Source organism: Roseibium sp. RP-7 (assembly GCF_053005225.1).
Genome location: NZ_JBRKQA010000001.1, coordinates 2,123,486 through 2,148,351, shown reverse-complemented (window position 1 = coordinate 2,148,351; position 24,866 = coordinate 2,123,486). Strand labels below are relative to the sequence as shown.

Annotated in this window: 26 protein-coding genes; 12 read left to right on the top strand and 14 right to left on the bottom strand. The window is 59.1% G+C overall.

Annotation, left to right across the window (positions count from 1 at the left end; all coding sequences use genetic code 11):
* Positions 1-19: 19 nt before the first annotated feature.
* The 5 genes from mltG to fabD all read right to left on the bottom strand — a co-directional run bounded on the left by mltG (position 20) and on the right by fabD (position 4,855).
* The gene (mltG, locus tag ACVDG9_RS09790; protein WP_023003969.1) at positions 20-1,150 is read right to left on the bottom strand and encodes an endolytic transglycosylase MltG; all 1,131 of its coding nucleotides are present in this window, start codon (positions 1,148-1,150) and stop codon (positions 20-22) included.
* Between the two features lie 124 nt (positions 1,151-1,274).
* Positions 1,275-2,540: a beta-ketoacyl-ACP synthase II gene (gene fabF / locus ACVDG9_RS09785; RefSeq protein ID WP_031270725.1), complete on the bottom strand. Its 1,266-nt coding sequence runs from the start codon at positions 2,538-2,540 to the stop codon at positions 1,275-1,277.
* 84 nt (positions 2,541-2,624) lie between these two features.
* On the bottom strand, positions 2,625-2,858 hold the full coding sequence (locus ACVDG9_RS09780; protein WP_006931822.1) for an acyl carrier protein: 234 nt from the start codon (positions 2,856-2,858) through the stop codon (positions 2,625-2,627).
* Between the two features lie 245 nt (positions 2,859-3,103).
* On the bottom strand, positions 3,104-3,841 hold the full coding sequence (gene fabG / locus ACVDG9_RS09775) for a 3-oxoacyl-[acyl-carrier-protein] reductase (RefSeq protein ID WP_447237857.1): 738 nt from the start codon (positions 3,839-3,841) through the stop codon (positions 3,104-3,106).
* A gap of 69 nt (positions 3,842-3,910) precedes the next feature.
* The gene (gene fabD / locus ACVDG9_RS09770; protein ID WP_023003966.1) at positions 3,911-4,855 is read right to left on the bottom strand and encodes an ACP S-malonyltransferase; all 945 of its coding nucleotides are present in this window, start codon (positions 4,853-4,855) and stop codon (positions 3,911-3,913) included.
* Between the two features lie 577 nt (positions 4,856-5,432).
* On the opposite strand from fabD, the gene rpsF reads away from it, so the two are divergent.
* The 12 genes from rpsF (at position 5,433) to ACVDG9_RS09710 (ending at position 16,200) form a co-directional block, all read left to right on the top strand.
* Positions 5,433-5,879 (top strand): 30S ribosomal protein S6, encoded by a 447-nt coding sequence (gene rpsF, locus ACVDG9_RS09765; protein WP_023003965.1) that lies wholly within the window; start codon positions 5,433-5,435, stop codon positions 5,877-5,879.
* Between the two features lie 5 nt (positions 5,880-5,884).
* The gene (rpsR, locus tag ACVDG9_RS09760; protein ID WP_023003964.1) at positions 5,885-6,133 is read left to right on the top strand and encodes a 30S ribosomal protein S18; all 249 of its coding nucleotides are present in this window, start codon (positions 5,885-5,887) and stop codon (positions 6,131-6,133) included.
* 116 nt (positions 6,134-6,249) lie between these two features.
* A complete protein-coding gene (gene rplI, locus ACVDG9_RS09755) occupies positions 6,250-6,834 on the top strand; it encodes a 50S ribosomal protein L9 (RefSeq protein ID WP_023003963.1) in 585 nt (194 codons plus the stop codon).
* A gap of 365 nt (positions 6,835-7,199) precedes the next feature.
* A complete protein-coding gene (locus ACVDG9_RS09750) occupies positions 7,200-8,684 on the top strand; it encodes a replicative DNA helicase (RefSeq protein WP_023003962.1) in 1,485 nt (494 codons plus the stop codon).
* A 203-nt stretch (positions 8,685-8,887) separates the two neighbouring features.
* Positions 8,888-9,163, top strand: a complete 276-nt coding sequence (locus tag ACVDG9_RS09745; RefSeq protein WP_023003961.1) for a PilZ domain-containing protein — start codon at positions 8,888-8,890, stop codon at positions 9,161-9,163.
* Positions 9,164-9,320: 157 nt separating this feature from the next.
* On the top strand, positions 9,321-10,463 hold the full coding sequence (gene alr / locus ACVDG9_RS09740) for an alanine racemase (protein WP_447237856.1): 1,143 nt from the start codon (positions 9,321-9,323) through the stop codon (positions 10,461-10,463).
* 28 nt (positions 10,464-10,491) lie between these two features.
* A complete protein-coding gene (radA, locus tag ACVDG9_RS09735; protein ID WP_062489055.1) occupies positions 10,492-11,886 on the top strand; it encodes a DNA repair protein RadA in 1,395 nt (464 codons plus the stop codon).
* A gap of 74 nt (positions 11,887-11,960) precedes the next feature.
* A complete protein-coding gene (locus ACVDG9_RS09730; RefSeq protein ID WP_023003958.1) occupies positions 11,961-12,569 on the top strand; it encodes a CvpA family protein in 609 nt (202 codons plus the stop codon).
* 221 nt (positions 12,570-12,790) lie between these two features.
* Complete coding sequence (gene purF / locus ACVDG9_RS09725; RefSeq protein ID WP_023003957.1) at positions 12,791-14,263, top strand: amidophosphoribosyltransferase; 1,473 nt, start codon at positions 12,791-12,793, stop codon at positions 14,261-14,263.
* 82 nt (positions 14,264-14,345) lie between these two features.
* A complete protein-coding gene (locus tag ACVDG9_RS09720) occupies positions 14,346-15,074 on the top strand; it encodes an SDR family NAD(P)-dependent oxidoreductase (protein ID WP_447237855.1) in 729 nt (242 codons plus the stop codon).
* Between the two features lie 92 nt (positions 15,075-15,166).
* On the top strand, positions 15,167-15,781 hold the full coding sequence (locus ACVDG9_RS09715) for an HAD family hydrolase (RefSeq protein ID WP_447237854.1): 615 nt from the start codon (positions 15,167-15,169) through the stop codon (positions 15,779-15,781).
* Positions 15,782-15,828: 47 nt separating this feature from the next.
* Positions 15,829-16,200, top strand: a complete 372-nt coding sequence (locus ACVDG9_RS09710) for a VOC family protein (protein ID WP_447237853.1) — start codon at positions 15,829-15,831, stop codon at positions 16,198-16,200.
* 6 nt (positions 16,201-16,206) lie between these two features.
* Here the strand turns inward: ACVDG9_RS09710 and ACVDG9_RS09705 are convergent, their stop codons facing one another.
* From ACVDG9_RS09705 to ACVDG9_RS09665, 9 genes are all read right to left on the bottom strand, one after another.
* A complete protein-coding gene (locus ACVDG9_RS09705) occupies positions 16,207-17,004 on the bottom strand; it encodes an inositol monophosphatase family protein (RefSeq protein ID WP_023003953.1) in 798 nt (265 codons plus the stop codon).
* Between the two features lie 107 nt (positions 17,005-17,111).
* The gene (der, locus tag ACVDG9_RS09700) at positions 17,112-18,533 is read right to left on the bottom strand and encodes a ribosome biogenesis GTPase Der (RefSeq protein ID WP_023003952.1); all 1,422 of its coding nucleotides are present in this window, start codon (positions 18,531-18,533) and stop codon (positions 17,112-17,114) included.
* A gap of 47 nt (positions 18,534-18,580) precedes the next feature.
* Positions 18,581-19,933: a BamB-related PQQ repeat family beta-propellar protein gene (locus tag ACVDG9_RS09695; RefSeq protein WP_447237852.1), complete on the bottom strand. Its 1,353-nt coding sequence runs from the start codon at positions 19,931-19,933 to the stop codon at positions 18,581-18,583.
* The gene (locus tag ACVDG9_RS09690) at positions 19,930-20,613 is read right to left on the bottom strand and encodes a tetratricopeptide repeat protein (protein WP_447237851.1); all 684 of its coding nucleotides are present in this window, start codon (positions 20,611-20,613) and stop codon (positions 19,930-19,932) included. Before ACVDG9_RS09690 ends, ACVDG9_RS09695 begins: the two co-directional genes overlap by 4 nt.
* Before the next feature lie 201 nt (positions 20,614-20,814).
* Positions 20,815-21,399 (bottom strand): NnrU family protein, encoded by a 585-nt coding sequence (locus tag ACVDG9_RS09685; RefSeq protein WP_062489062.1) that lies wholly within the window; start codon positions 21,397-21,399, stop codon positions 20,815-20,817.
* Between the two features lie 100 nt (positions 21,400-21,499).
* Positions 21,500-22,639, bottom strand: coding sequence for a Gfo/Idh/MocA family protein (locus tag ACVDG9_RS09680; RefSeq protein WP_447237850.1), 1,140 nt, complete (start codon positions 22,637-22,639; stop codon positions 21,500-21,502).
* Positions 22,640-22,725: 86 nt separating this feature from the next.
* Positions 22,726-23,133, bottom strand: coding sequence for a Fur family transcriptional regulator (locus tag ACVDG9_RS09675; protein WP_023003947.1), 408 nt, complete (start codon positions 23,131-23,133; stop codon positions 22,726-22,728).
* On the bottom strand, positions 23,130-23,957 hold the full coding sequence (znuB, locus tag ACVDG9_RS09670; protein ID WP_023003946.1) for a zinc ABC transporter permease subunit ZnuB: 828 nt from the start codon (positions 23,955-23,957) through the stop codon (positions 23,130-23,132). The genes ACVDG9_RS09675 and znuB overlap by 4 nt, the downstream gene beginning before the upstream one ends.
* Positions 23,947-24,789 (bottom strand): ATP-binding cassette domain-containing protein, encoded by an 843-nt coding sequence (locus ACVDG9_RS09665; protein ID WP_055653619.1) that lies wholly within the window; start codon positions 24,787-24,789, stop codon positions 23,947-23,949. The genes znuB and ACVDG9_RS09665 overlap by 11 nt, the downstream gene beginning before the upstream one ends.
* Positions 24,790-24,866: the final 77 nt, after the last annotated feature.

The following is a 24,866-nucleotide window of genomic DNA, read 5'->3' as shown; positions in this document are numbered from 1 at the left end:
CCGCAAAGGCGGGCTCCTGTCAATTGGATGTGGCTGGCTGCGTTTCCTGGTTCTGCTCCGCCTGGCGACGGTCTCTTTCCACCTGACGCCACTTGCGGACGTTTGCCTGGTGCTGCTCGTAGGTCTCGGCAAAGATGTGGCCACCGGTTCCGTCGGCCACGAAATAGAGATCCTGCGTGCGGGAAGGATTGGCGACCGCTTCCATGGCCGCGCGGCCCGGATTACCGATCGGTCCTGGCGGCAAGCCGTCGATCTGGTAGGTGTTGTACTTGTTGTCCGCCTTCAGCTCGGATTGCTTGATTGCCGAGCGGTCCTTGAGCCACGCTTCACCGCCATAAAGACCGTAAAGGATCGTAGGGTCGGACTGCAGGCGCATGTTCTTGTTGAGACGGTTCACGAAAACACCGGCGACACGCGGTCGCTCGTCTGCCAGGGCTGTTTCCTTTTCCACGATCGACGCGAGAATAACCAGGTCTTCCGGCGTTTCGACCGGCAGGCCTTCCGTCCGGCGTCCCCAGATTTCGCTCAGCAGCTTGGACTGCGCCGCTTTCATCTGGTTGAGAACTTCCTGGCGCGAGGCACCGCGTGCAAAGGTATAGGTTTCGGGAAGCAGTGCACCTTCTTCCGGAACTTCGGTAATCTCGCCTACAAGCACTGGGTGCTCGCGCACGCGCTCGATGATCTGGGCGGTGGTCCAGCCTTCCGGGATCGTTACCGAATGGGTGACGGCATTGCCTTCCACCAGATCGGTCATGATCTCCTGCATGGAGACGCCAGGCGCAAAAGCGTATTCACCGGCTTTCAGTTTGGTGGCGTTCTTGTAGAAGCGGATGCCCAGGTTGAAGATCCACTCGTCCAGCAGATTGTCACTGATGACGCCCTGCCCTGAAAGCCTGTCGGTAATACCGGAAAGCCCGGCACCTGAAGAAATCACCACGGTGGCGTCTTTCTGCAGCGGGCCCTTTTCCTCGAATTTCTGTTTGCCGAAATAAAGCGCGCCCCCGAACGCGGCAAGTCCGAACACGGTCAATGTGATGACCATGTTGATCAGAATGACGAAGGGGTTGCGTACGTGCCTGGAGCGTTGCGGAGGCGCAGGCGCCGGTTCCGGCTGCAAGGCTTCACGCGGGCTTTTGGGCTTAATGCGCATATTGGGTCGCACCTCCAAGATTGAGCCCCCAAATCCCTGACTTAGGCTCAAACGGACCAGTTGTCACAATCAAAGTTTCAGGCCGGCCCGAGAGAATCGGACCGGCCTGAAGAACTTGAATGGGTTATGCGGCAACTTTGCGGAAGACAAGCGAGGCATTTGTGCCGCCGAAGCCGAACGAGTTCGAAAGGGCGACATTGATATCCAGCTTCTTCGGCTTGTGCGGCACCAAGTCGATAACCGTCTCGACAGACGGGTTATCGAGGTTGATCGTCGGCGGAGCCATACCGTCACGCATGGCCAGAACCGAGAAAATGGCCTCGACCGCACCAGCAGCACCGAGAAGGTGACCGATGGAAGACTTGGTCGACGACATTGTCAGATCGGCGGCATGTTCTCCCGCAAGCCGGGTGACAGCGCCAAGTTCGATCTCGTCGCCAAGCGGCGTCGAAGTTCCATGAGCATTCACATAGTCGATGTCGGCCGGCGTGACCTGGGCGCGCTTCAGCGCAGCTTCCATGCAACGGTAGGCACCATCGCCATCAGAGGACGGAGCGGTGATGTGATAAGCATCGCCGGACAAGCCGTAACCGATGATCTCACCGTAGATCTTTGCGCCGCGGCGAACTGCATGCTCGTATTCTTCGAGCACGACGACACCGGCACCTTCGCCCATCACAAAGCCGTCGCGGGCGACGTCGTAAGGGCGGGAACCTTTTTCGGGAGTGTCGTTGAAAGCCGTGGAAAGCGCACGGCAGGCAGCAAAGCCCGCGAGTGCAAGACGACAGACCGGAGATTCCGTACCGCCGGCAACCATGACATCCGCATCACCGAAGGCAATCAACCGCGATGCATCGCCAATGGCGTGCGCGCCGGTCGAACACGCCGTCACGACAGCGTGGTTCGGGCCCTTCAGGCTGTGACGGATCGAGACATACCCGCCGGCAAGGTTGATCAGACGGCCAGGAATGAAAAACGGAGAAATGCGGCGCGGGCCTTTTTCGGCCAGCAGATTGGCGCCCTGCTCGATGCCCTGAAGACCACCGATGCCGGAGCCGATCAAAACGCCAGAGCGCACCTGTTGTTCGTAAGTCTCGGCCTTGTAGCCGGAATCGGCCATCGCCTGATCGGCAGCTGCCATCGCGTAGACGATGAAATCATCGACCTTGCGCTGTTCCTTGACGTCCATCCAGTCATCCGGATTGAACGCGCCTTCAACGGACGAGTCACGCGGGATCTGACATGCGATCTGGCAAGCCAGATCGTCAACTTTGAAATTCGTGACCTTGTTGGCCCCGCTCTGTCCTTCAAGGATCTTTTTCCAAGTGACATCGACACCACAGCCAAGCGGCGTCACCATGCCCAACCCAGTTACGACAACTCGCCTCATACACCCGCACTTACGTTGGAAGGGCCAGGCGGGGTTTCGCCCCGCCGGCCCGATCTTCAAACATTCACAAGAAGGGGGTTACCCTTACTTGTTGGCTTCCAGGAATTTGACAGCATCGCCAACGGTCAGGATGGTTTCTGCTGCGGTGTCCGGGATTTCTACGCCGAATTCTTCTTCGAACGCCATGACCAGCTCGACCGTGTCAAGGCTGTCTGCGCCCAGGTCGTCGATGAAGCTTGCACCTTCAACAACTTTGTCAGCATCTACGCCGAGGTGCTCAACGACGATTTTCTTTACCCGATCCGCGATATCGCTCATCTTTCACTTCCTTAGTTTTCATCTATTCGTCACTCGCGAAACTGCCCCCATCCGGTTTGCAAACAAGCGGTGGCGCGAACTCGCGGTCTTTAAGATGTCGCCGCACACCAGGCCAGTTTATTTGGCCAACTGTGCAATTCGAAACAATCGGCGGGTTGGTAACACACTTTGTTGACCTTTACCAGCCGATCCAGACCGCTTGTGAGCGGCCCGGATTCTTTTTGCCTGCTCGGCAAAAATTCCTTTTAAATCATAGCCATGCCGCCATTAACGTGCAGGGTCTGCCCGGTCACGTAAGCGGCTTCATCGCTGGCCAGGTAGACGGCGGCTGCGGCAATCTCTGCGGAAGTGCCCAAACGCCCTGCAGGCACGCTCGTCAAAATCGATTCTTTTTGCTTGTCGTTCAGCGCATCGGTCATTGCCGTTTCGATGAAACCGGGCGCAATCGTATTGACCGTGATGTTGCGGCTGGCGACTTCCCGGGCAAGTGACTTGTACATGCCGATCATGCCGGCCTTGGCTGCCGCATAATTGACCTGACCGGGGTTTCCGGTGACACCGACGACGGACGTGATGCCGACGATGCGGCCGGACCGACGCTTCATCATGCCCTTGATTGCGGCGCGGCACAGACGGAAACCAGACGACAGGTTCACTTCCAGAACCTGATCCCACTCTTCATCCTTCATGCGCATGAAGATGTTGTCGCGCGTGATCCCGGCATTGTTCACCAGGATGTCGACAGAGCCCATTTTCTCTTCAGCCGAGGGCAACAAGGCATCAACAGCCGCGCGGTCGGACAGATTGGCCGGCGTCACATAGGCGCGTTCGCCGAGATCAGCAGCAAGCGCTTCCAGCTTTTCAGCCCGCGTGCCGGACAAGGAGACGGTTGCGCCCTGTGCATGGAGCGACCGGGCGATTGCTTCGCCGATCCCACCGGTGGCACCGGTGACAAGCGCGTTTTTCCCTTCCAAGCTGAACATTCGGGATCCTTCCATTGTTCCTGTTTGGGTCCGCGGCGGACCAAATCGTCGCCTTGGCCGATATAAGCCTTATCCGGAGATCTTTTCCATAAGGGCGTCGATGTCTTCCGGAGAATTGACCGCCATGCCGGTGGCTTCCTTTGCGATCCGCTTGACCATGCCGGTCAGCACCTTACCCGTCCCAACCTCGACAAAGGTGTCGACACCGTTGTCGGCAAGCCAGGTGATGCTTTCGCGCCAACGCACGGTACCGGTCACCTGCTGAACAAGACGATCGCGAATTTCATTTGCGTCAGTGATCGGGCGCGCCAGCACGTTTGCGACCAGCGGCACGACAGGAGAGCGGATTTCGGCATTCGCCAGAGCTTCGGCCATCTTGTCGGCAGCCGGGCCCATCAGGGAACAATGGAACGGCGCGCTGACCGGCAGCATCACCGCACGGCGCGCGCCCCTGGCCTTGGCAATCTCGACGGCGCGCTCGACGGCGGCCAGATGCCCGGAAACAACCACCTGCCCCGGCGCATTGTCGTTCGCGGCCTGGCAGACTTCGCCCTGTGCGGCAGCCTCGGCCACTTCCGCGGCAACATCAAACTCCAGCCCGAGCAACGCAGCCATTGCGCCCTGACCGGCCGGAACCGCATCCTGCATGGCATCTCCGCGCACGCGCAGGAGCTTTGCAGCGGTCGCAATATCCAGGCTGCCGGCAGCAGCCAGCGCGGAATATTCACCAAGCGAATGTCCTGCGACAAAGGAAACACTGCCGGCAAGGTCGAGGCCGCGGGCTTCCAGAACGCGCATGGTCGCAAGGCTGACCGCCATAAGTGCAGGCTGAGCATTTGCTGTCAGCGTCAGCGTTTCTTCCGGACCAGTCCACATGACATCGGACAGCTTCTGGCCAAGCGCCTCGTCGACTTCGTCGAAAACGGCTTTTGCTTCCGGGAACGCATCGGCAAGGGCTTTGCCCATTCCAACGCCCTGACTGCCCTGGCCGGGAAATGTGAATGCAATGGTCATCTGGAAACGCCTCCGTGACTCGTGAGCGGACCTTGTTGTTCTTATCGCGAAAGGTCGACGGCTTATTAGAAAGCGGAGAAGACAGCCCGTGCAGGCTGAAATCGAACTTGGCGCGAGGCTATGATACGGTCTTGACCAAACTGTCAAGGCCCACAGGGCAATCATTTCCGCTTTTCGGGCGGTTTTGCCGGTTTTCCTTTGTCCTGATTATCCCTGAAATGCCCGGCAACCCGATGGGCATTGTCTTGCGCGCGAAACCGGTCCTCCCCTTACCTGCTTCGGGAACTCGATATATATATAGACAGTCAGGCAATCTTCCAAATCGGGAGCGTTCGTATCTTCTCCAGATTTTCGATCCTTTCGGGCGTATGCTGCTTGCAATTTCCGCAAAACAGAGTATAGAGCGCGCTTCATCCGGGGTTTGGCCGGGGGCTGAACGGAAGGGCATGACGCCAGGATCCTTGATCGGATCCGACTTCCCGTGTTCCCGCTCTCGTTAGAATTCTCGTGCCTTTCCGGGGCTACGAGGAGGCTCTGCGCCGATCCCGCGTTGTCAACACGAAGAAAGGCTATTTCCATGCCTCTTTACGAGCACGTATTCCTGGCTCGCCAGGACGTTTCGGCCCAGCAGGTCGAACAACTCGTCGAACAGTACAAGGGCCTCATCGAAGGCGCTGGGGGTACTATCGGCAAGGTGGAAAACTGGGGTCTGCGTTCCCTCGCATACCGCATCAAGAAGAACCGCAAGGCTCACTACACCCTCATGAACATCAACGCTCCGCACGCCGCGGTTGCCGAGATGGAACGTCAGATGGGTCTGAGCGAAGACGTTCTGCGTTTCATGACCTTCAAGGTCGATGAACTCGACGAAGAGCCGTCTGCAATGATGCAGAAGCGCGACCGTGACGACCGCCGTGGTGGCGATCGTGGTGGCCGCTTTGGTGGTGGCGATCGCGGCGGTGACCGCGGTGGACGCGGTGGCGACCGCGGTGAGCGCGCTCCGCGCCGCGCAGAAGGGGAGTAAGATTGATGGTTGATATTGCACAGCTCCCGAGCCGCCGTCCGTTCTTCCGTCGCCGGAAGACCTGCCCGTTCTCCGGCACCAACGCGCCGAAGATCGATTACAAGGACATCCGTCTGCTGCAGCGCTACATTTCCGAGCGCGGCAAGATTGTTCCGAGCCGCATCACCGCGGTTTCCGCGAAGAAGCAGCGTGAACTGGCCCGTGCGATCAAGCGCGCCCGCCTGCTCGGCCTGCTGCCGTTCGTGATCAGCTAAGCGTTTCTCGAAAATCTTGAGACGTTTCTTTCGGGGCTTCCCGGAAGACCCGAATTGGGGCCGCGGGCAAACGGCCTCTAACCATCCTCAACGGGTGGGACAGTAGGAGAAATGACATGCAAGTTATCCTTCTTGAGCGTATCGCCAAGCTCGGCCAGATGGGCGACACCGTTCGCGTACGCGACGGCTATGCCCGTAACTTCCTGCTGCCGCAGGGCAAGGCACTGCGCGCCAACAAGTCGAACCTCGAGCGTTTTGAGCGTGAGCGCGTTCAGCTCGAAGCTCGTAACCTTGAGCGCAAGAACGAAGCTGAAGGCGTTGCCTCCAAGCTCGACGGCGAATCCCTGGTGATGATCCGTTCCGCTGGCGAAACCGGCCAGCTCTACGGCTCCGTTTCCACGCGCGATATTGCTGACGGCCTGACCAATGCCGGCTTCTCCGTTTCCCGCAGCCAGGTTGAACTGCGCAACCCGATCAAGACGATCGGTCTGCACAGCGTTCTGATCCAGCTGCACCCGGAAGTCGAAGTCGCCATCAGCGTCAACGTCGCCCGCTCTGAAGACGAAGCTGTCCGTCAGGCTGCCGGCGAAGATCTCTCCACGCCGGAAATGGACGTCTTCGAATTCGAAGAAGACGAAGAAGCAGAAGACACCGAAGAAGGTGCAGAAGCTTCCGAAGAAGCAGCGGAAGAAGAAGCCTAAGCACTTCGCTTCCCTTGTGGACTTTAGAAAACGGCGCTGGCTTCAGCGCCGTTTTTTTGTTTGCCGGCAACTTTTTGGAATGATGGCAAGCCACGCCTAATCCTGGCTTTTCAGTTTCCGGTTTAAGGCCTTGAAACTGCTCGAAAATTCATTAACCAGCTATTAATCTTCTCGAAAATATCATAAATTTCAATAACTAAGAGGTAGGCCCTTGAGTCTTCAATCGAGTTCAGAGTCAAGCTGGATTCGATTCTTTCCCCGCTGATTTGTCCAAGCCGGTGGGAATCGAAATCAGCCATTTTTGAACCTTGAGCCCTCCCCCGTCACAGAGTATTCCCAATGAACTTGGGTCAACGGGGGTCGTTATGAAGGGCACGCTACAGAAGGTCGAAACGGAAGAAGACATCCAGCGCTTGGCACCACACAATGCCGAGGCGGAACGTCAGCTTCTGGGAGCGATTCTCGTTAACAACGAGACGTTCTACCGGGTCTCAGACTTTCTGGAACCACATCATTTTTTCGTGCCTGCTCACCAGGACATCTACGAGAAGATCAGCCATCTGATCCGCGCCGGCAAAACCGCGTCGCCGATCACGCTGAAGACCTTCTATCCCGCCAACGCGAAGATTGCGGATCTGTCCGCGACCCAGTTTCTTCTGCGCCTGGCTGGTGATGCCGCCTCGATCATCAACGCCGAAGACTACGGCCGGACCATCTATGACCTGGCGATCCGTCGCAATCTGATCCGCATCGGCGAGGACATGGTCAATATCGCCTTCGACGCCCCGATCGATGTGCCCCCCTCCCAGCAGATCGATGATGCCGAGCGCCGCCTGTTCGAACTTGCAGAAACCGGCCGCAGCGAAGGCGGGTTCGTCGCGTTTGGCGACGCCCTGACCGAAACCATCGAGATGGCGCACGCCGCCTATAACCGCGAAGGTGCCCTTTCCGGTATTTCCACAGGCCTGCGCGAACTGGACCGTTTGATGGGTGGTCTGCAGCATTCGGACTTGATCGTGCTTGCCGGTCGTCCCGCGATGGGCAAGACCTCCCTGGCAACCAACATCGCCTACAACATCGCCCAGTCCTACAAGTCCGAAGAACAGCCCGACGGCTCGATCAAGACCGTGAACGGCGGCGTTGTCGGCTTCTTCTCTCTGGAAATGTCGGCCGAACAGCTGGCCACCCGTATCATTTCCGAACAGGCGGAAATCTCGTCCTCGAAAATTCGCCGCGGCGATATCACCGAAGCGGAATTCGAGAAGCTGGCCGCCTGTGCCCAGACCATGCAGGCCGTCCCGCTTCATGTGGACCAGACCGGTGGTATTTCCATCGCCTCGCTGGTTGCCAAGGCGCGGCGTCTTAAGCGTCAGCGCGGTCTCGACCTGCTTGTGGTCGACTATATCCAGCTCTTGTCGGGCTCGAACAAGAACTCCGGCAACCGCGTTCAGGAAATCACCGAAATCACAACGGGTCTGAAGGCGCTTGCGAAGGAACTTCACGTCCCGATCATCGCGCTGTCACAGCTCTCCCGTCAGGTGGAATCGCGTGACGACAAACGACCGATGATGTCGGATCTGCGTGAATCAGGCTCCATCGAGCAGGACGCCGACGTGATCCTGTTCGTGTTCCGTGAAGAATATTACCTGTCCAAGACCGAGCCGGAATTCGGAACTGTCGAACACGAAAACTGGCAACGGGATATGGAGCGGCTCAAAGGCAAGGCAGAAGTCATCATCGCCAAGCAGCGTCACGGCCCGACCGGTACGGCGAACCTGCACTTCGAAGGCCAGTACACCCGCTTCTCCGATCTTGCCGAAGAAGATCACCTGCCCGAACGCTACGAATAACAGGCGTCTTCGCGATTTTGGACGGTCCTTGAGACAAGGTGCCCCGATTGCCGCCTGATGCCGCGTTCAAGCTCTCGTCTGCGGCTCACTTGCGGCATTTGGCAATGGACACGCCGTCGCTCACGATTAAGCCACTGTTAAAACTCCTCACTTACTTTAAGTAGAAAGAATTTCGCCTAAAATCTTTTCCAGGTGACCGCATCTTGTATTCGTCGGCACAAAAACTCCTCGAAGAAGCTCGCATCTTTCCGCGCAAAAGATGCAAGTGGTCCGGCCTGTTGAAGCAGGACGCGACCCATCGCCCCTGCGTGGTCGAAGACATCAGCGTGGGTGGTTGCCGCGTTGCGACCAACACCAAGGGTCTTGAACGGCATCAGCGTATCACCATCGAAATCGAAAGCCGGAAATTGCGGTTTTACGGTGAAATTCGGTGGGTGCGCTCCGGCGAAGCCGGCGTCGAATTCCTCTATATGGATTGAGCTTCCGCTCTTCAGCGCACTTCCCGGGGGGAGCGCTGCAGTGCGCTTCACTTGGTCACGGTTTTGGCGGTTTGGCCGTTGGTGCAAATGCGCCTCGATGCGATAAGCTCACTCTCGAATTTCAGACATTGATTCTGACTGGAGAGATATCCGGACCGTGCCTGCGACGATTGAACAAGCTTTCCCATCCAATCTTTACGGCGGACGACTGACGATCGACCTCGATGCGATCGTCTCGAACTGGTCCTTGCTGAAAGGCAAGGTAAGCGACAGCACCGATTGCGCTGCCGTTCTTAAGGCCGATGCCTATGGAACCGGACAGGACAAAACCGCTGCAGCCCTCTACCAGGCGGGATGCAGGACGTTTTTCGTCGCGGTGCCGACCGAGGCCCTGACGTTGCGCGCAAGTCTTCCGGACGCCGTCATCTACGTGCTCGACGGGCTGTTTCCGGGAACGGCCGACCACTTTCTGACCCATGACATCCGTCCCGTCCTCGGCAGTCTGGAAGAACTCCTGGAATGGGCGGAAGTCTGCAAGGCGTCGGGCAAGAACAATGCTGCCGCTGTCCATGTCGATACCGGCATCCACCGTTTGGGCCTGTCTCCGGCTGAACTCACCCGCGCTCTGGGTGACAACGCCGTTCTGGGGCCGTTCCAGCCATCGCTGGTGATGAGCCATCTTGCCTGTGGCTCGACGCCCGACCACGACATGAACCGGCGGCAACTCAAGCTGTTTACAGAGACAACCGCCCCCTTCCCTCACATTCCGCGGTCATTGGCAAATTCAGCCGGGGTGCTGCTTGGCCCGGACTACCACTTCGACCTTGTCCGTCCCGGGATCGCGCTTTACGGCGGACAGGCTATCGAAACCGAGCCCAACCCGATGAAACCAGTTGCCAAGGTGGAAGCACGCATCATGATTGTGCGCGACGTTCCACAGGGCGATACGATCGGCTATGGCGCGAAACAAACCGCAAAGCGCCCTTTGCGCAATGCCGTCGTGGCCGCCGGTTATGCCGATGGCATGATCCGTCGTGCCGGCTCCACGGACGACCGCCCGGGTGGCTTCGGGCTGATCGGCGGTTACAAGGCGCCGATCCTCGGCCGGATTTCAATGGACATGATCACGCTCGACGTGACGGATGTGCCTGAACACCTGCTTCAGCGCGGCGCGTTTGTGGAAATGCTGGGGCCAGGTGTTGCAGCTTCCGATCTTGCCGCTTATGCGGAAACCATCGACTACGAATATCTGACAAGCCTCGGACGTCGGTTTGAGCGCGTCTATGCGCCCTTGACCTGACCGAAGCCGAGAGCGAAAGGCAATTTGCATGGCACGGCGCTCCACATCCTTCGTCTGCCAGTCCTGCGGCGCGGTTACCGCCAAGTGGGTTGGCCGTTGTGAAAGCTGCGGTGAATGGAACACCATCGTGGAGGAGCAGACCGGCGGCGGCGTCGGTGGCGGCCCCGGCAGGGCTTCCCGCAGCAAGGGCCGTGTCATTCCCCTTGTCGGCCTTTCCGGCGATGCCAAGGAAGCCCCGCGCATTCAGACGAAGGTGCCTGAACTTGACCGGGTGACCGGCGGCGGCTTCGTACGAGGGTCCGCCCTGCTAGTTGGCGGCGACCCCGGTATCGGCAAATCCACATTGCTGATCCAGGCGGCTGCGCAACTGGCCAACCTCGGGCACAAGACCGTCTATATTTCGGGCGAAGAAGCCATTGGACAGGTTCGGCTCCGGGCCGAAAGGCTGGGTCTCGCCCAGGCCCCCGTGGCACTGGCTGCGGAAACAAGCGTTGAAGACATTCTGGCGACGCTGGAATCCGACACGGCGCCGGCCCTTCTCATCCTCGACTCCATTCAGACGCTCTGGACAGACCAGGTGGAATCTCCTCCCGGCACCGTGACGCAGGTGCGTGCGTCCGCCCAGGCGATGGTGCGTTATGCCAAGAAGAACGGCACCACCCTTGTTCTTGTCGGCCATGTGACCAAGGACGGGCAGATTGCCGGTCCGCGCGTGGTCGAGCACATGGTCGACGCGGTGCTCTATTTCGAGGGCGACGGCGCTCACCAGTATCGTATCCTGCGCTCGGTCAAGAACCGCTTCGGCGCGACGGATGAAATCGGCGTTTTCGAAATGACGGGAAAGGGGCTGCAGGAAGTCCCCAATCCTTCCGCCCTGTTCCTGGGAGACAGAAACACGTCCGCGCCCGGCGCAGCCGTTTTCGCCGGTCTGGAAGGCTCAAGACCTCTCCTGATCGAGATCCAGGCGCTGGTGGCGCAGTCTTCGCTGGGAACACCGCGCAGGGCCGTCATTGGCTGGGACAGCGCGCGGCTTTCCATGATCCTGGCCGTGCTTGAGGCACGGTGCGGCGTCCGCTTTTCACAACATGATGTCTATCTGAACGTCGCCGGTGGTCTCAAGATCAACGAGCCTGGAGCCGATCTTGCCGTGGCAGCAGCGTTAATCTCCTCACTCAGCGGACTTGCCCTTCCGGCCAATTGCGTCTATTTCGGCGAAGTCAGCCTGTCGGGGGCAATCAGGCCGGTCGCCCAAGCCCCTTCCAGACTGAAAGAAGCCGAGAAACTCGGCTTCGATCAGGCTTACTGTCCGGAGGGCAATCTCAAGGACGGCACCGTGTCTTCGTTCAGGACGACAGGCGTGCCGGAACTTGGGGACTTTGTTGCCAAACTTTCGGCGGAGGCTAGTGCTACGGGGCAGACCTGACGCAAGATGGTGACGGGTTTGGGCAAAAAGTTTAAGCTCTTGAAAGAGCGCCAGACAGAGGATTTTTCAGGAACATGCCGATAACGCTGCTGGACGGACTGCTCTTGGTCATCATGTTCATCTCGGCGGTCCTTGCGATGATCCGCGGATTTGTCAGGGAAGTTCTTTCCATCGTTTCCTGGGTGGCTGCGGCAGCTGCGGCATTCCTGCTGTACGAACGGGTTCTTCCTTACACCAAGCAGTATATCAACCATGACCTGGTTGCCATGGGCGTATCTGCCGCGGCAGTCTTTCTGGTCACGCTGCTTGTTGTCAGCTATATCACCATGCGGATTTCCGATTTCGTGCTCGACAGCCGGATCGGCGCCCTCGACCGGACCCTCGGGTTCGTGTTCGGAGCTGTGCGCGGTCTGCTGCTGGTCGTCGTCGCGATGATGTTCTTCAACTGGTTCGTCCAGCCGGAACAGCAGCCGAACTGGGTCAAGACAGCCAAGTCGCGGCCGATCCTGCTGTCTATCGGTGAACGGCTGGTGGCTGTGCTGCCAGAAGACCCGGAAAAGGCGATCCTGGACAAGATCCGGCAGAACAACCAGGCCGGAGGGGGAGCAACCCCGACTGATGAACCGGCCTACAGCGATTCAGAACGTCAGGGACTTGAACAGCTGACGACGGATAGTAACTAACAGGCCTTGGACATAAACCAGGGACACTAACCGAGACTGGGGCAGTAACGGGCACCGCTTGAGGTGCAGCGTTGAATGAGGCATCCCGCGCCCAAATATGTGCGGGACGATGTACCATTTGCAAAGCGGCCAATGTTTCGTCCACCTGAGTGACGATGACAGACATTTGACCGCAAGACCCGGCCGGTCCTCCCACCGGCCAGAACGAAGGAGTGTTCGCCATGGCTGGCGGAACCGACGTGCACGAACCGTTCGACATCAATGCAGATACCTTGCGCGAAGAATGCGGTGTTTTCGGCATTCTGGGTCATGAGGATGCCAGCGCGCTGACCGCGCTCGGGCTTCATGCGCTCCAGCACCGCGGGCAGGAAGCAGCGGGGATCGTCACCGTTGACAACGAGCAGTTCCGTGCGGAACGCCATCTCGGGCTGGTGGGCGATCACTTCTCCGACGCCGACACCATCGAGCGGCTGAGCGGAAAGGCCGCTGTCGGCCACGTTCGGTACTCGACAACCGGTGAAACCATCCTGCGGAACGTGCAGCCTCTCTTTGCCGAGCTGGACGGTGGCGGCATTGCCGTTTGCCACAACGGCAACTTCACCAACGCCCTCACCCTGCGCCGCCAGTTGATCCGGGACGGAGCAATCTGCCAGTCGACCTCCGATTCAGAGGTGGTCCTGCAGCTCGTTGCCCGCTCGCGCAAGGGGAAAATCGTCGAACGTTTCATCGACGCGATCACCCAGATGGAAGGTGCCTATTCTCTGGTGGCGCTGACCTCGAAGAAACTGATCGGCGCGCGTGACCCGCTCGGCATTCGCCCGCTGGTCCTGGGCGACCTGAACGGTGCTCCGATCCTGGCCTCGGAGACATGTGCACTCGACATCATCGGGGCAAAGTTCATCCGCGAAGTGGAAAACGGCGAAGTTATCGTCTGCACGTCAACAGGGATTGAATCCTTCTTCCCGTTCGGCAAACGCCCGGCTCGTCCGTGTATCTTCGAATACATCTACTTCTCCCGCCCCGACAGCGTTGTCGGCGGTCGCAGCGTCTACGACGTCCGCCGCGAAATGGGGCGCCAGCTGGCCCGGGAATCCAACGTCGAAGCCGACGTGATCGTTCCGGTGCCGGACAGCGGTGTGCCGGCGGCCATCGGCTTCAGCCAGGAAAGCGGTGTGCCGTTCGAACTCGGCATCATCCGCAACCACTATGTCGGCCGCACGTTCATCGAACCGACCCAGCAGATCCGTGCACTTGGCGTGAAGATGAAACACTCCGCCAACCGGGCTCAGATCGAAGGCAAGCGCGTCGTGCTTGTGGACGACAGCCTTGTGCGCGGAACAACATCGGTCAAGATCGTGCAGATGATCCGCGAAGCGGGTGCGAAGGAAGTTCACTTCCGGCTCGCCAGCCCGCCGATCAAGTATTCCGACTACTACGGCATCGACACGCCGGTGCGTGAAAAGCTGCTGGCTGCAAAATACGGTCTTGAGGAAATGCGCGCCTATATCGGTGCCGACAGCCTGGCCTTCCTGTCCGTCGATGGCATCTACAAGGCCATGGGCTACGATGGCCGCGACGATGCCAACCCGCAGTTCACGGATCATTGTTTCACCGGCGATTACCCCACACCGCTGACCGATCTTTCCGAGGATCAGGACTTCGTCAGCGCCCCTCGCCTGGTCGAGGTCGGCTAAAGCGCTCAAAACTCTTTGGACCGCTTCAATTTATGCCTTTCGGCGGTACCGCCGGAGGGCAAATTGATCTAAGAGATCACGCATGATCAAAGACTTTGAAGGCCGGGTCGCTCTCGTCACCGGCGCCTCCCGCGGAATTGGCTATCAGATCGCAAAGCAGCTCGGCGAACGTGGTGCGCATGTCATTGCGCTTGCGCGGACTGTCGGCGGCCTGGAAGACCTCGATGACGAGATCCGCTCCGCAGGCGGGGAAACAACGCTCGTCCCGCTTGACCTGACCGACTTCGACGCGCTCGACCGGCTTGGCGCCGCGATCTACGAACGCTGGAAGAAGCTCGATATCTTCGTCGCCAATGCCGGCATGCTGGGTGTTCTGTCGCCGATCGGCCACATCAGCCCGAAGGACTTCGAGAAAGTGACGGCGGTGAATGTCGTTGCCAACTGGCGGCTGATCCGCTCTCTGGATCCGCTCCTGCGCCAGTCGGACGCGGGCCGTGCACTGTTCCTGTCTTCCGTTCATGCAAGCACCTGCACACCTTTCTGGGGTCTTCAGTCCATCAGCAAGGCTTCCGTGGAAGCCATGGCGCGGACCTGGGCGAATGAAAGCCTGAAGACGAACATGAAGATCAACCTGGCCGACCCGGGCCCTACCCGCACAGGGCTGCGTGCCAAGGCAATGCCAGGCGAGCTTGCCACCAATCTTCCGACGCCGGATGATGTTGCGGCAGATCTTCTGCCCTTGCTGATGCCGGACGTTCTGGAAACCGGCCGCCTGTACGACCGCGTCAGCGGAGAATGGATTCAGCCCTAAGGCGGATCCTGCTGGGCTGATCCAATCAAGGGTTGCATAGCCCGTTCATTCTCTTTACGCCTTCCGGTTGATGATCGGAAGGGAAGCATGCCATGCGGTCAGATATCAGTGTCATCGCCTGGGATTTCGACGGCGTTCTAAACCGCAATGTCGTCGACGGCAGGTTCATCTGGGCTGACACGCTGGAGAGCGACCTCGGAATTGCACTCGATGCATTCGAACGCGGCGTGTTCGATGCCTCCTTCCTGCAAGTCATCTCCGGGAAACGGGACATAAAAACTCACCTGCAAGACTGGCTTGACCGGAGCGGCTACCTTCTGGATGCGGGAGAACTTCTCGACTACTGGTTTAACAAGGATGATCTGCGGGACCCCTTCACCTGCAGCCTGCTTGAACATCTGACAAGTCACGACGTCGTTCAGGTAATTGCGACGAACAATGAAGATCGCCGCTCCAGCTACATCGAGCACCAGTCCGGCTTCGGCTCGCTGGTCAGCCGGATTTTCTCTTCCGGCCGCATCAAGTCAGCCAAGCCGGACACCGCGTTCTTCGCCCATGTCAGCGACACTCTCAAGGTTGCCCCGTCCGAGATCTTGCTGATCGACGACAGCGCCACAAACGTTCGCGTAGCGAAGGCGCTTGGCTGGAAGGGCTTTCATTTTACCGAGAAGACCCGCTTGGAACTTGCTTCCTTTCTGGAACTTTGAAAGCATGCAGGGTATCCAGCGGCGGTCGCTGCAGAGGAGCCAGGAAGATGAAACTCGGTGCGTTCTCGGTCAGTCTGGCCGTCAAGGATCTCAAAAGATCGAAGGCGTTCTACGAAGGACTTGGCTTCGTGGATATCGGCATCTCGGACGCGGACAACTGGGCGGTCCTAAAGAATGGCGATACCATCATTGGGCTGTTTCAGGGCATGTTCGACAAGAACATACTCACCTTCAATCCCGGCTGGGACCAGGATGCCAGGACACTGGAAGATTTTCAGGATGTACGGGACATACAAAAGGTGCTGAAGGCGAAGGGATACACTTTCGCATCCGAAGCTGACGAGGCCGGCAGTGGTCGGGCCAGCTTCATGCTGGTCGACCCGGATGGAAACCCGGTTCTCGTCGACCAGCATGTGTGAGGCTGATTAAGCAGCTTCGAAAGGCGCAAAGGAACTTTCGGCGATTTCCTTCAGGTCGGCAAAGACGCCGGGAGCGCCAACAACGACACGTGCGCCGTCGTAAAGGGACTGGTTGATGTCCTGTTCCAGAACTTCACCACCGGCTTCCTTGGTGATCAGCATGCCTGCAAGGCAGTCCCAGGCGTTCATGTGGGATTCTACATAGCCGATAAGGCGCCCGGAAGCCGCGTAGGCAAGCATCAGACCGCCCGAGGCGTTGCGGAAGAACACACCGCCCTTGGAGACCAGAGCACCGACGACGTTGACCGCATCCGTGACGGCAGTGCGGCCATTGAAACCAACACCGACTGAACCGTGAGAGAGGCTTTCGCTGTCGGAGGCACGGATCGGCTTGCCATTGAGGAACGCACCGTGACCGGCGGCAGCCTTGAAGGTTTCCTTGGACACCGGATCATGGATCACACCGACAATCACCTGGCCCTGATGAACGCAGGAAATGATGACGCACCACTGCGGAATGCCGGCAACGAAATTTGCCGTACCGTCGATCGGGTCGGTAACCCAGGTGTAGCCCGAAGACCCTTCTTCCATGCCATGCTCTTCGCCCAGGATACCGTCGTCCGGATAGCTCTTTGCGAGTTCCGCGCGGATGAGCGTTTCCACATTGCGGTCCGCTTCCGAGACGAGGTCCTGATGACCCTTCTGCGTAATGGTCAGCGTGTCCAGCTTGTGAAAATAGTCGAGACCGAGCTCGCCAGCCTTTTCGGCAAGGGCAACGGCGAATTCCAGCCGGTCGATGGACATGGTTCAAACTCCCTTAAGTGTCGATAGCGCGGCGGGAAGCTGCTTTCCCGCCAGGAAAGAAGAATACTGGCTGGCAGCCTGGCAAAATGGCAGGCTGCCCTCCCCACTCAGCCCCGTTTTCTCTTCGGGGCGTAAGGGTTTTCGCCTTTGCGGTAGGACAGGCGAATGGGAGTTCCGTGTATGTTGAAGGTCTGGCGCAGCGAGTTGACCAGATAGCGCGTGTAGCTTTCCGGCAATTGTTCGGGACGCGAACAAAAAACCACGAAATGTGGCGGCCGCGTCTTGGGCTGGGTCATGTAACGCAGGCGCACCCGGCGTCCGGCAACTGCGGGGGGCGGATGGTTCGCGGTGACCTTGTCCAGCCAACGGTTCAGCTTGGCAGTCGAGACACGCGAGTTCCAGGCCTCGTAGGCGGTAAAGACGCTTTCGATCAGGCGATCGACGCCCTGCCCTTGCTGGCCGGACAAAGTCGCGATCTGAACACCGCGGATCTGGTTGAAATACCGCTCGTTGGCGTCCTTGATTTTCTTCCAGGCTTCTTCCCGGTCTTCGATCAGGTCCCACTTGTTGATCGCGATCACCAGTGCGCGGCCTTCGCGCGCAACCAGATCGATGATCTGCAGGTCCTGCTTCTCGAAGGACATGGTGGCGTCCAGCGTGACAACGACCACTTCGGCGAACTTGATCGCACGCAGAGCGTCGGCCACGGAAAGCTTTTCGAGCTTTTCCTGAACGCGGGCCTTTTTCCGGATACCGGCCGTATCGAACAGCTTGATATGCCTGTCGCGCCAGACCCAGTCTACCGAGATGGAATCGCGCGTGATGCCTGCTTCCGGTCCGGTCAGCATGCGGTCTTCGCCCAGCATGCGGTTGATCAGCGTCGACTTGCCCGCATTCGGGCGGCCGACGATGGCAACACGCAGCGGTCTTTCAATGGTGCCGACCGGCTCTTCGTCCTCGACGAATTCACCGTCCTCGTCGACATCCACGTTGGTGATCGCCTCTTCGCGCTTCGCCTCTTCTTCTTCCGTGACCCGGTCGACATGAGGTTTCAGAGCATCATAGAGATCAGCAAGCCCTTCGCCGTGTTCAGCGGAGATTGCAATAGGATCACCAAGACCAAGTGAATAGGATTCGTAAAGTCCGCTCTCTCCGGCCCTGCCTTCCGCCTTGTTGGCCAGCAGGATCACCGGACGGGTGGTCTTGCGTGCGACTTCGGCAAAATGGGCATCAAGCGGCGTTACACCAGCACGAGCGTCAATCACGAACAGAACCGCGTCGGCGGTTTCGATCGCCTCCTCGGTCTGCCGGCGCATGCGGCCCTCAAGGGATTCCTTGTCCGCATCTTCGAGACCGGCGGTGTCGATGATCGTAAAGCGCAAGTCGCCCAAACGGGCATCGCCCGGCCGCCGGTCTCGCGTCACACCAGGTGTGTCGTCTACCAGCGCCAGGCGCTTGCCCACAAGGCGATTGAACAGGGTGGACTTGCCGACATTCGGCCGTCCGATAATGGCGACAGTAGCGCCCACAGCAGATTCTCCTGATAGGCGGGCCTCTTCGGGCCCTGCCTCAAATGCTAGTTGAAGGCAGCGACGCCGTCATTGCCTGTCAGCACGATAATCCGGCCTCCGGCGACGATCGGTGTCACATAGACATCCGTATTGGTCCGCTGCGTCAACATGGTTTTTCCAGAAGAGGCATCCACGATTGCGATCTGACCGTCGCTGGAAAAGGCAACCAGTGCCCCATTTGCCAGGATCGGGCCAGCCCAGTTGCGGCGCTTCTTCTTCTTTTCCGGACGCGGCAAGGCCGTTGCCCAGAGGGTTTCCCCGTTTTTCAGATTGAGGGCGACCATACGGTCGTCGAGATCAACCATGAACAACGCGCTGCCGGAGACAACCGGCGTGTGCACGCTGCCGAGATCCTGTTCCCAGCGACGCTGGCCGGTGCGGGCATCCACCGCAACTGTGCGGCCGGCAACACCAGTGGCATAAACCGTACTGCCGGAGACAACCGGGCTCGCCGAAACGTCCGCGAGACCGGACAGGGCAAGTGTCCTGAAGCCGCGCGACACGCCATCGATCCAGGCCGGTTCGCCCGACTTGATGTCGATGGCCATGATTTCACCGGAGGAGAACGGCACGATGACACGGTTGCCGGAAATGGCTGGATTGGCCGCAGACAACAGACCAGCGGTTTCCTCGATACCTGCATAGGTCCAGGCAACGCTGCCGTCAGACTGCTTCAGGGCATAGACTTCGTTGGACTGGGATACAACGATGACATGACCGGCACCGGCAACAGGCGCACCACGAGCCGGCGTGTCGATGTCGACTTTCCAGATTTCCCGGCCGGAGCCGGCTTCAAGAGCCGCCACCTGACGATAGCTGGTGGCTGCGTAGACAACGCCGCCTTCAACGGCAACACCACCACCAGGACCCACATCCCTTTCGCCTTCCGGACGCAGGTTCTGGGTCCACTGGCGTCCACCGCCCGTCGACAACGCTACGACTTCGCCATTCGGCTTGTAGACGTAAATACGGCTGCCATCGCTGACCGGACGGGAAGACACCCGAAGTGCGGATGTTGTCAGCCCGCCGCCGGACGAGCCGACCTGAGCGCGCCAGGCACGATTGCCGGAGACGGATATGGCGACGTTACCCGGATCGTTGGTCAGGCCACCACCGGCTGTTGACCAGGACTGTCCGCCTGTCGCAGAACCGACCTTTGCTGCCTGGCCGAGCGCTTCGGCTGCCGGATCAGCGCCGTCGAACACGGGCTGGCGCTCACCCTTGAGGATTTTCTCGCGAGCAAACGGGTTTATGTTCTCGGTAAATTCGCTGACCGACCCGCACCCGGTGAGGACGAGCGAAAGCGCAATGGCACCAAAAACACCGCGTCTGCGGAAAGAAACGGTTACAAAACTCACTGGTTGTTTCCTTCACTGTCCGCCTTGGCTTCGCCGTTGCTGGACCGGATCACGTCACTCAGGATCGACACGCGGCGGCTCACGTCTGCCGGTGTTTCCGCGTCGTCTTCAAGAGCGGAAATCCACTGACGGGCTGTTTCAATATCGCCGGCTTTCCATGCACTTAGGGCAAGAAGTTCGCGTGCAGCTGCACGGAACGGACCAGTGTCGCCGGTCAGCTTCTCGACCCGGTCGGCAATATCGCCGTAGCCTTGGGTGTCGACGGCAAGATAAGCAGCACGCAGCGCTGCAACATCACGCAGAGCATCCATGATGCTGGTATCGCGCGACAGGGCATCGAATTCGGCCAGGGCTTCTTCAGTCTTGCCGGAATTGGAAAGATCGGTTGCCTGACGCAGTTTCGCCAAGGCCGGGTATCCACCAAGGGCGTTATCCAGTTCACCGTAAAGAGCTGCTGCTTCTTCGTAGTTCTGGGCTTCGGAAAGCCTCACGGCTTCAAAGAACGTGTCACCAGCGCTCTGGGACTGCTGTTCCTGCCAGTAGAGCCAGCCGCGATAGCCGCCGGTTCCAACAATGATCAAGACCGCAACGCCAAGCACCCACGGACTGAAGCGGTCCCAAAGCCGACGGTATTTTTCCTGGCGGATATCTTCATCGACTTCACGAAAAATGTCAGACATGCGTGTCTATTTCCTGCATTCACTTCTTCGGCCCGGCACGTCTGCCCGGGCACGGCCCCTTCATGAGTGGCGCACATTATCCACTTGATCCGGCTCGGGCAATTCCCTGAAGGGGCTTAAATCGGTCCTTCATGGCGCAAGTGGGGCAATCCGGCACGGAATGCCGGATTTCTAACGTAATTTCAAGCTCCGCGACCGCTATCAGGCCACCGGAACCCCGATCAACAAGGCGTGCAGCTTCCAAGCGAACAGTCCGTAGAGAACCAAGCCCAACAGAATCACGACAAAATCGGAGTATTTTCCGGGCTTGGCCGTTGCCAGTGCACCTATCTGTCCTGCGCCGGGCCCGCGGCGCTTGACCGAAATCCGGTCTGCCACTGCCCAGGCGAGAAAACCGCCAAACAAAAGCACCGAAGCCAGATCGCCATTTGCCAGAAGGTGCGCCAATGCCCACAGTTTTACGGCCACCAGCATCGGATGTTTCAGGACTGTCTTGATCCGCGACGGCACATAGGCAGCGACAAGGAAAATGAAAACAGGAACCATGAACAGCATGGTGACGTGGCGCAGCCAGAACGGCGGATCGTACAGCACCGGCGGGCCTTCAAAACGGGCCACGCCATAACCGTAAACGATCAGCCCCAGACCGACGAACGACAAGAGCGTATACAGCCCCTTGTACGGTGTTTCGCCGAGCCTTGAGACCAGCCCATTGCGCGTTGCCGGAAACATCGGCAACGTGTGAATACCCAAAAACAGCACAAGGCCGGCGATCAACAAGGCCATTCCCGCTCTCCCTCTTTTGCCCGCAAGCGGCCGGGTGCCCTCAGACCCGGACATCCCTTGCGGCGAAGATAGGTGGCTGGCGGTGCACCTGCAACCAGCTTCAGACGAGCAATTTGACTGCCTCAGCGGCAGCAAGCGCCTGTGGACGGCTGGCCTGGTGTTCGATTTCGATGAACGTTCCCGTTTCGGCAGATTTCAAAATCGACACCATGACGTCGACCGCATGCAGTGCCCGTTCGAGCGAACAGCGGAACTCGGTGTCGTCTCCACTCAGGATCGACTGGGCCATGTCTGCCAGACCGGCAGCGCGGTAGTTCGCACGCGGCAGGCCGTTGTCATCGACATTCGCCAAACCGAACGGGTGCATCGCATCGTCTAATGCTTTTGTCGTTCCATCTTCGGTGACCAGGCTTACGTCTCCGCCGAAATAGTTCGGGTCGGCCAGAAAAAGTGTTCCCCGGGTACCGTAAAGCTCCATAGGCTGGTGCCTATGTGCCCAGACGTCCCAGCTCGCCGTCAGCGTTACTTTTGCACCGGACCGGAACTCGAGAATCGCATGGATTGTGGTTGGGGTGGAGACATCGATCTTTTCACCATTTCGAGTGCCACCCCCGATCGTCCGGGTCTTGAACGGCATGGCTGACATGGCGCACACACGCTTTACCGGGCCGATCAGATTGAGCAGAGCGGCAATGTAGTAAGGTCCGAGGTCGAGAACCGGCCCCCCTCCCGGTTTGAAGAAGAAGTCGGGGTTGGGATGCCAATGTTCCATGCCGTGACTCATGACATGGCACGTGCCGCCAACGATTTCTCCGATCAGTCCTTCGTCAACTGCCTTGCGGGCAATCTGATGTGCCCCGCCCAGAAACGTATCCGGTGCACACCCGACTCTCAGATGTTTTTTGCGTGCAAAATCGGCAAGCGCCTGCCCGTCCCGGATCGACAGAGCCAGAGGTTTTTCCGAGTAGACATGCTTCCCGTGTGCCAGGATTTCATGGGAAACGAGATAATGGGCATCGGGAACAGTCAGATTGACAATCAGATCGACATCATCCGCCAGAAGCAGGTCGTGCACGGTGAGTGCACGCACGCCGTATTCGGATGCGCGCTCTTCCGCAGCATGACGGTTCAGATCCGCACAGGCCCTGATTTCAAGGCCATTGAACTTTGGCGCCAGATCAAAATAGGTCTTTGAGATGGTGCCGCATCCGATGATGCCGATGCCCAGTTTGTCTGCCATGAACCTCTCCGCGGATTCGATGCAGACATCCTAGAACAAAGACACTGTCTCGGAAATCAAATGGATGCCGGGAAACACCGCCAGGGTTACATCGGCATGGTGCACTGCCGGCAGGTACCGCGCAGTTCGATGGTCGTCCGGGACAACTGGAAGCCTTCGCTCTGCGTCCATTCCCTCAGGAGGGAAATGGCCTTGTCCGGCGTAAACTCGCTGACGACACCACATTTTTCACAGATGGCGAAGGCAGCCGTGCCATGACCGGAGCAACCCTTGTGGGAACAGGCCACAAAGGCATTGAGGCTTTCCAGCCGGTGGACCATTCCGTATTCCACCAGCTTGTCGAGAGCCCGGTAGACCTGCAGCGGCGCACGGAAACCGCTGTCGCGCAACAGATCGAGAATCGCATAGGCCGTCAAAGGTCCACCCGCGTCCGACAACGAGCCGAACACCAGGGCCTGGTTCTTGGTCAGTTCGGGATGTGTCTCAACGCTCACGGACGATCTCCTTTCGTGCTCGATCTCACCCTTCTCACGATTTGCACGCCCGGGACAAGACTGACGACAAACAGTGCCATCGCCGCAACGACGATGGAGGGGCCGGACGGGGTATCGTAGGCCAGCGAACTATAGAGCCCGCCGACGACGGCGGCGGCTCCGGTCAGGGCTGCAATCACCGCCATCTGTTCCGGCGACGCCGACAGACGCCGGGCGGCGGCGGCGGGAATGATCAGCAGCGCGGTGATCAGCAGCGCGCCGATGATCTTCAGAGAAATGGCAATGACGATTGCCGTCAGCAGCATGAAGATCAGCTCGGTCCGCTCAGGCTTCAGGCCCTCGCCAGCGGCAAGGTCCGGACTGACCGTTGCTGCGAACAGGCGGCGCCAGATGACCACGAGGACACCGAGCACGATCGCACCGCCAGCGTAGATCATGGCAATGTCCATGGGTGTGACGGCCAGGATATCGCCAAAGAGCAGCCCCAGCAGATCGACCCGGACCCATGTCATGAAGGCCAGACAGACCAATCCCAGGGCGAGCGCGGAATGGGACAGCAAGCCAAGCAATGCATCGGAAGACAGCGTGTCGCTGCGCCTCAGTGCCATCAGCACGATCGCCAGAAGGATGGAAACAACCCCGACTGCCAACGTGGTGTTGACGTTGAGGAGCAGCGACAGGGCAACGCCCAGCAAGGCTGCATGGGACAGCGTATCGCCGAAATAGGCCATGCGACGCCAGACGATGAAACAGCCAAGCGGTCCTGCAACAAGTGCCACACCTATGCCGGCAATGAGTGCACGGGTGAAGAAATCATCCAGCATTTCGAATGCCGCCTTCTTTCTCCGCAGCCGCGTCGGCAGGTGCGTGATGATGCTCGCCGGAACAGGAGGAACACAGCGAACCGTCTGCGTGGCGCACCTTTCCATCCGGCAGATGCACGTGGTCATGGTGATGTTCATAGACGGCAATCGCCGCATTGCGCCGGTTGCCAAACAGCGCATGATACCGGTCGTCACGGCTGACGTCAGAAGGGGTTCCGCGGCAGCAAACGTGACCATTGAGGCAAATCACCTGATCTGCTGCCGCCATGACGACATGAAGATCGTGAGAGATCATCAGGATGCCGCAGCCAAGCGTGTTGCGGATTTCGGAAATGAGGTCGTAGATCGCGATCTCACCGGCATAATCCACGCCTTGCACCGGTTCGTCCAACACCAGCAGCCCGGGATTGCGGGCAATCGCGCGGGCCAGCATGACACGCTGCATTTCACCGCCGGAGAGCGTGCGCATCTGAGAAGTCATCAGCCTTTCAGCGCCGGTGCGCGCCAGCGCAGCGCGGCATTCGGCATCGGACAGGGGATTCGTCAGCCGCATGAACCTGGCGACCGTCAGCGGCAACGTCCAGTCGATGGCGAGCTTCTGCGGCACATAGCCAATCTTCAGGCCGGGCTTGCGTTCGGCACGGCCTTCGCTCGGGCTCAGGATCCCAAGCGCCATCTTGGCCGTTGTCGACTTGCCGGACCCATTGGGCCCGATAAGCGTCACGATTTCACCCGGAGAAACCGATAGATCTACGCCGCGCACCAGCCATTCACCGCCCTTGCGGATGCCTGCGCGGTCAAGCTGAACAAGCCTGGTATCCGAATTTGTCATAGTCCTGAAAGCCTGCTGCGCTCTTTGGGAACCAACGCTCTGGCGTTACGTTATTACGTATGTAGCGTTCAAGCCAC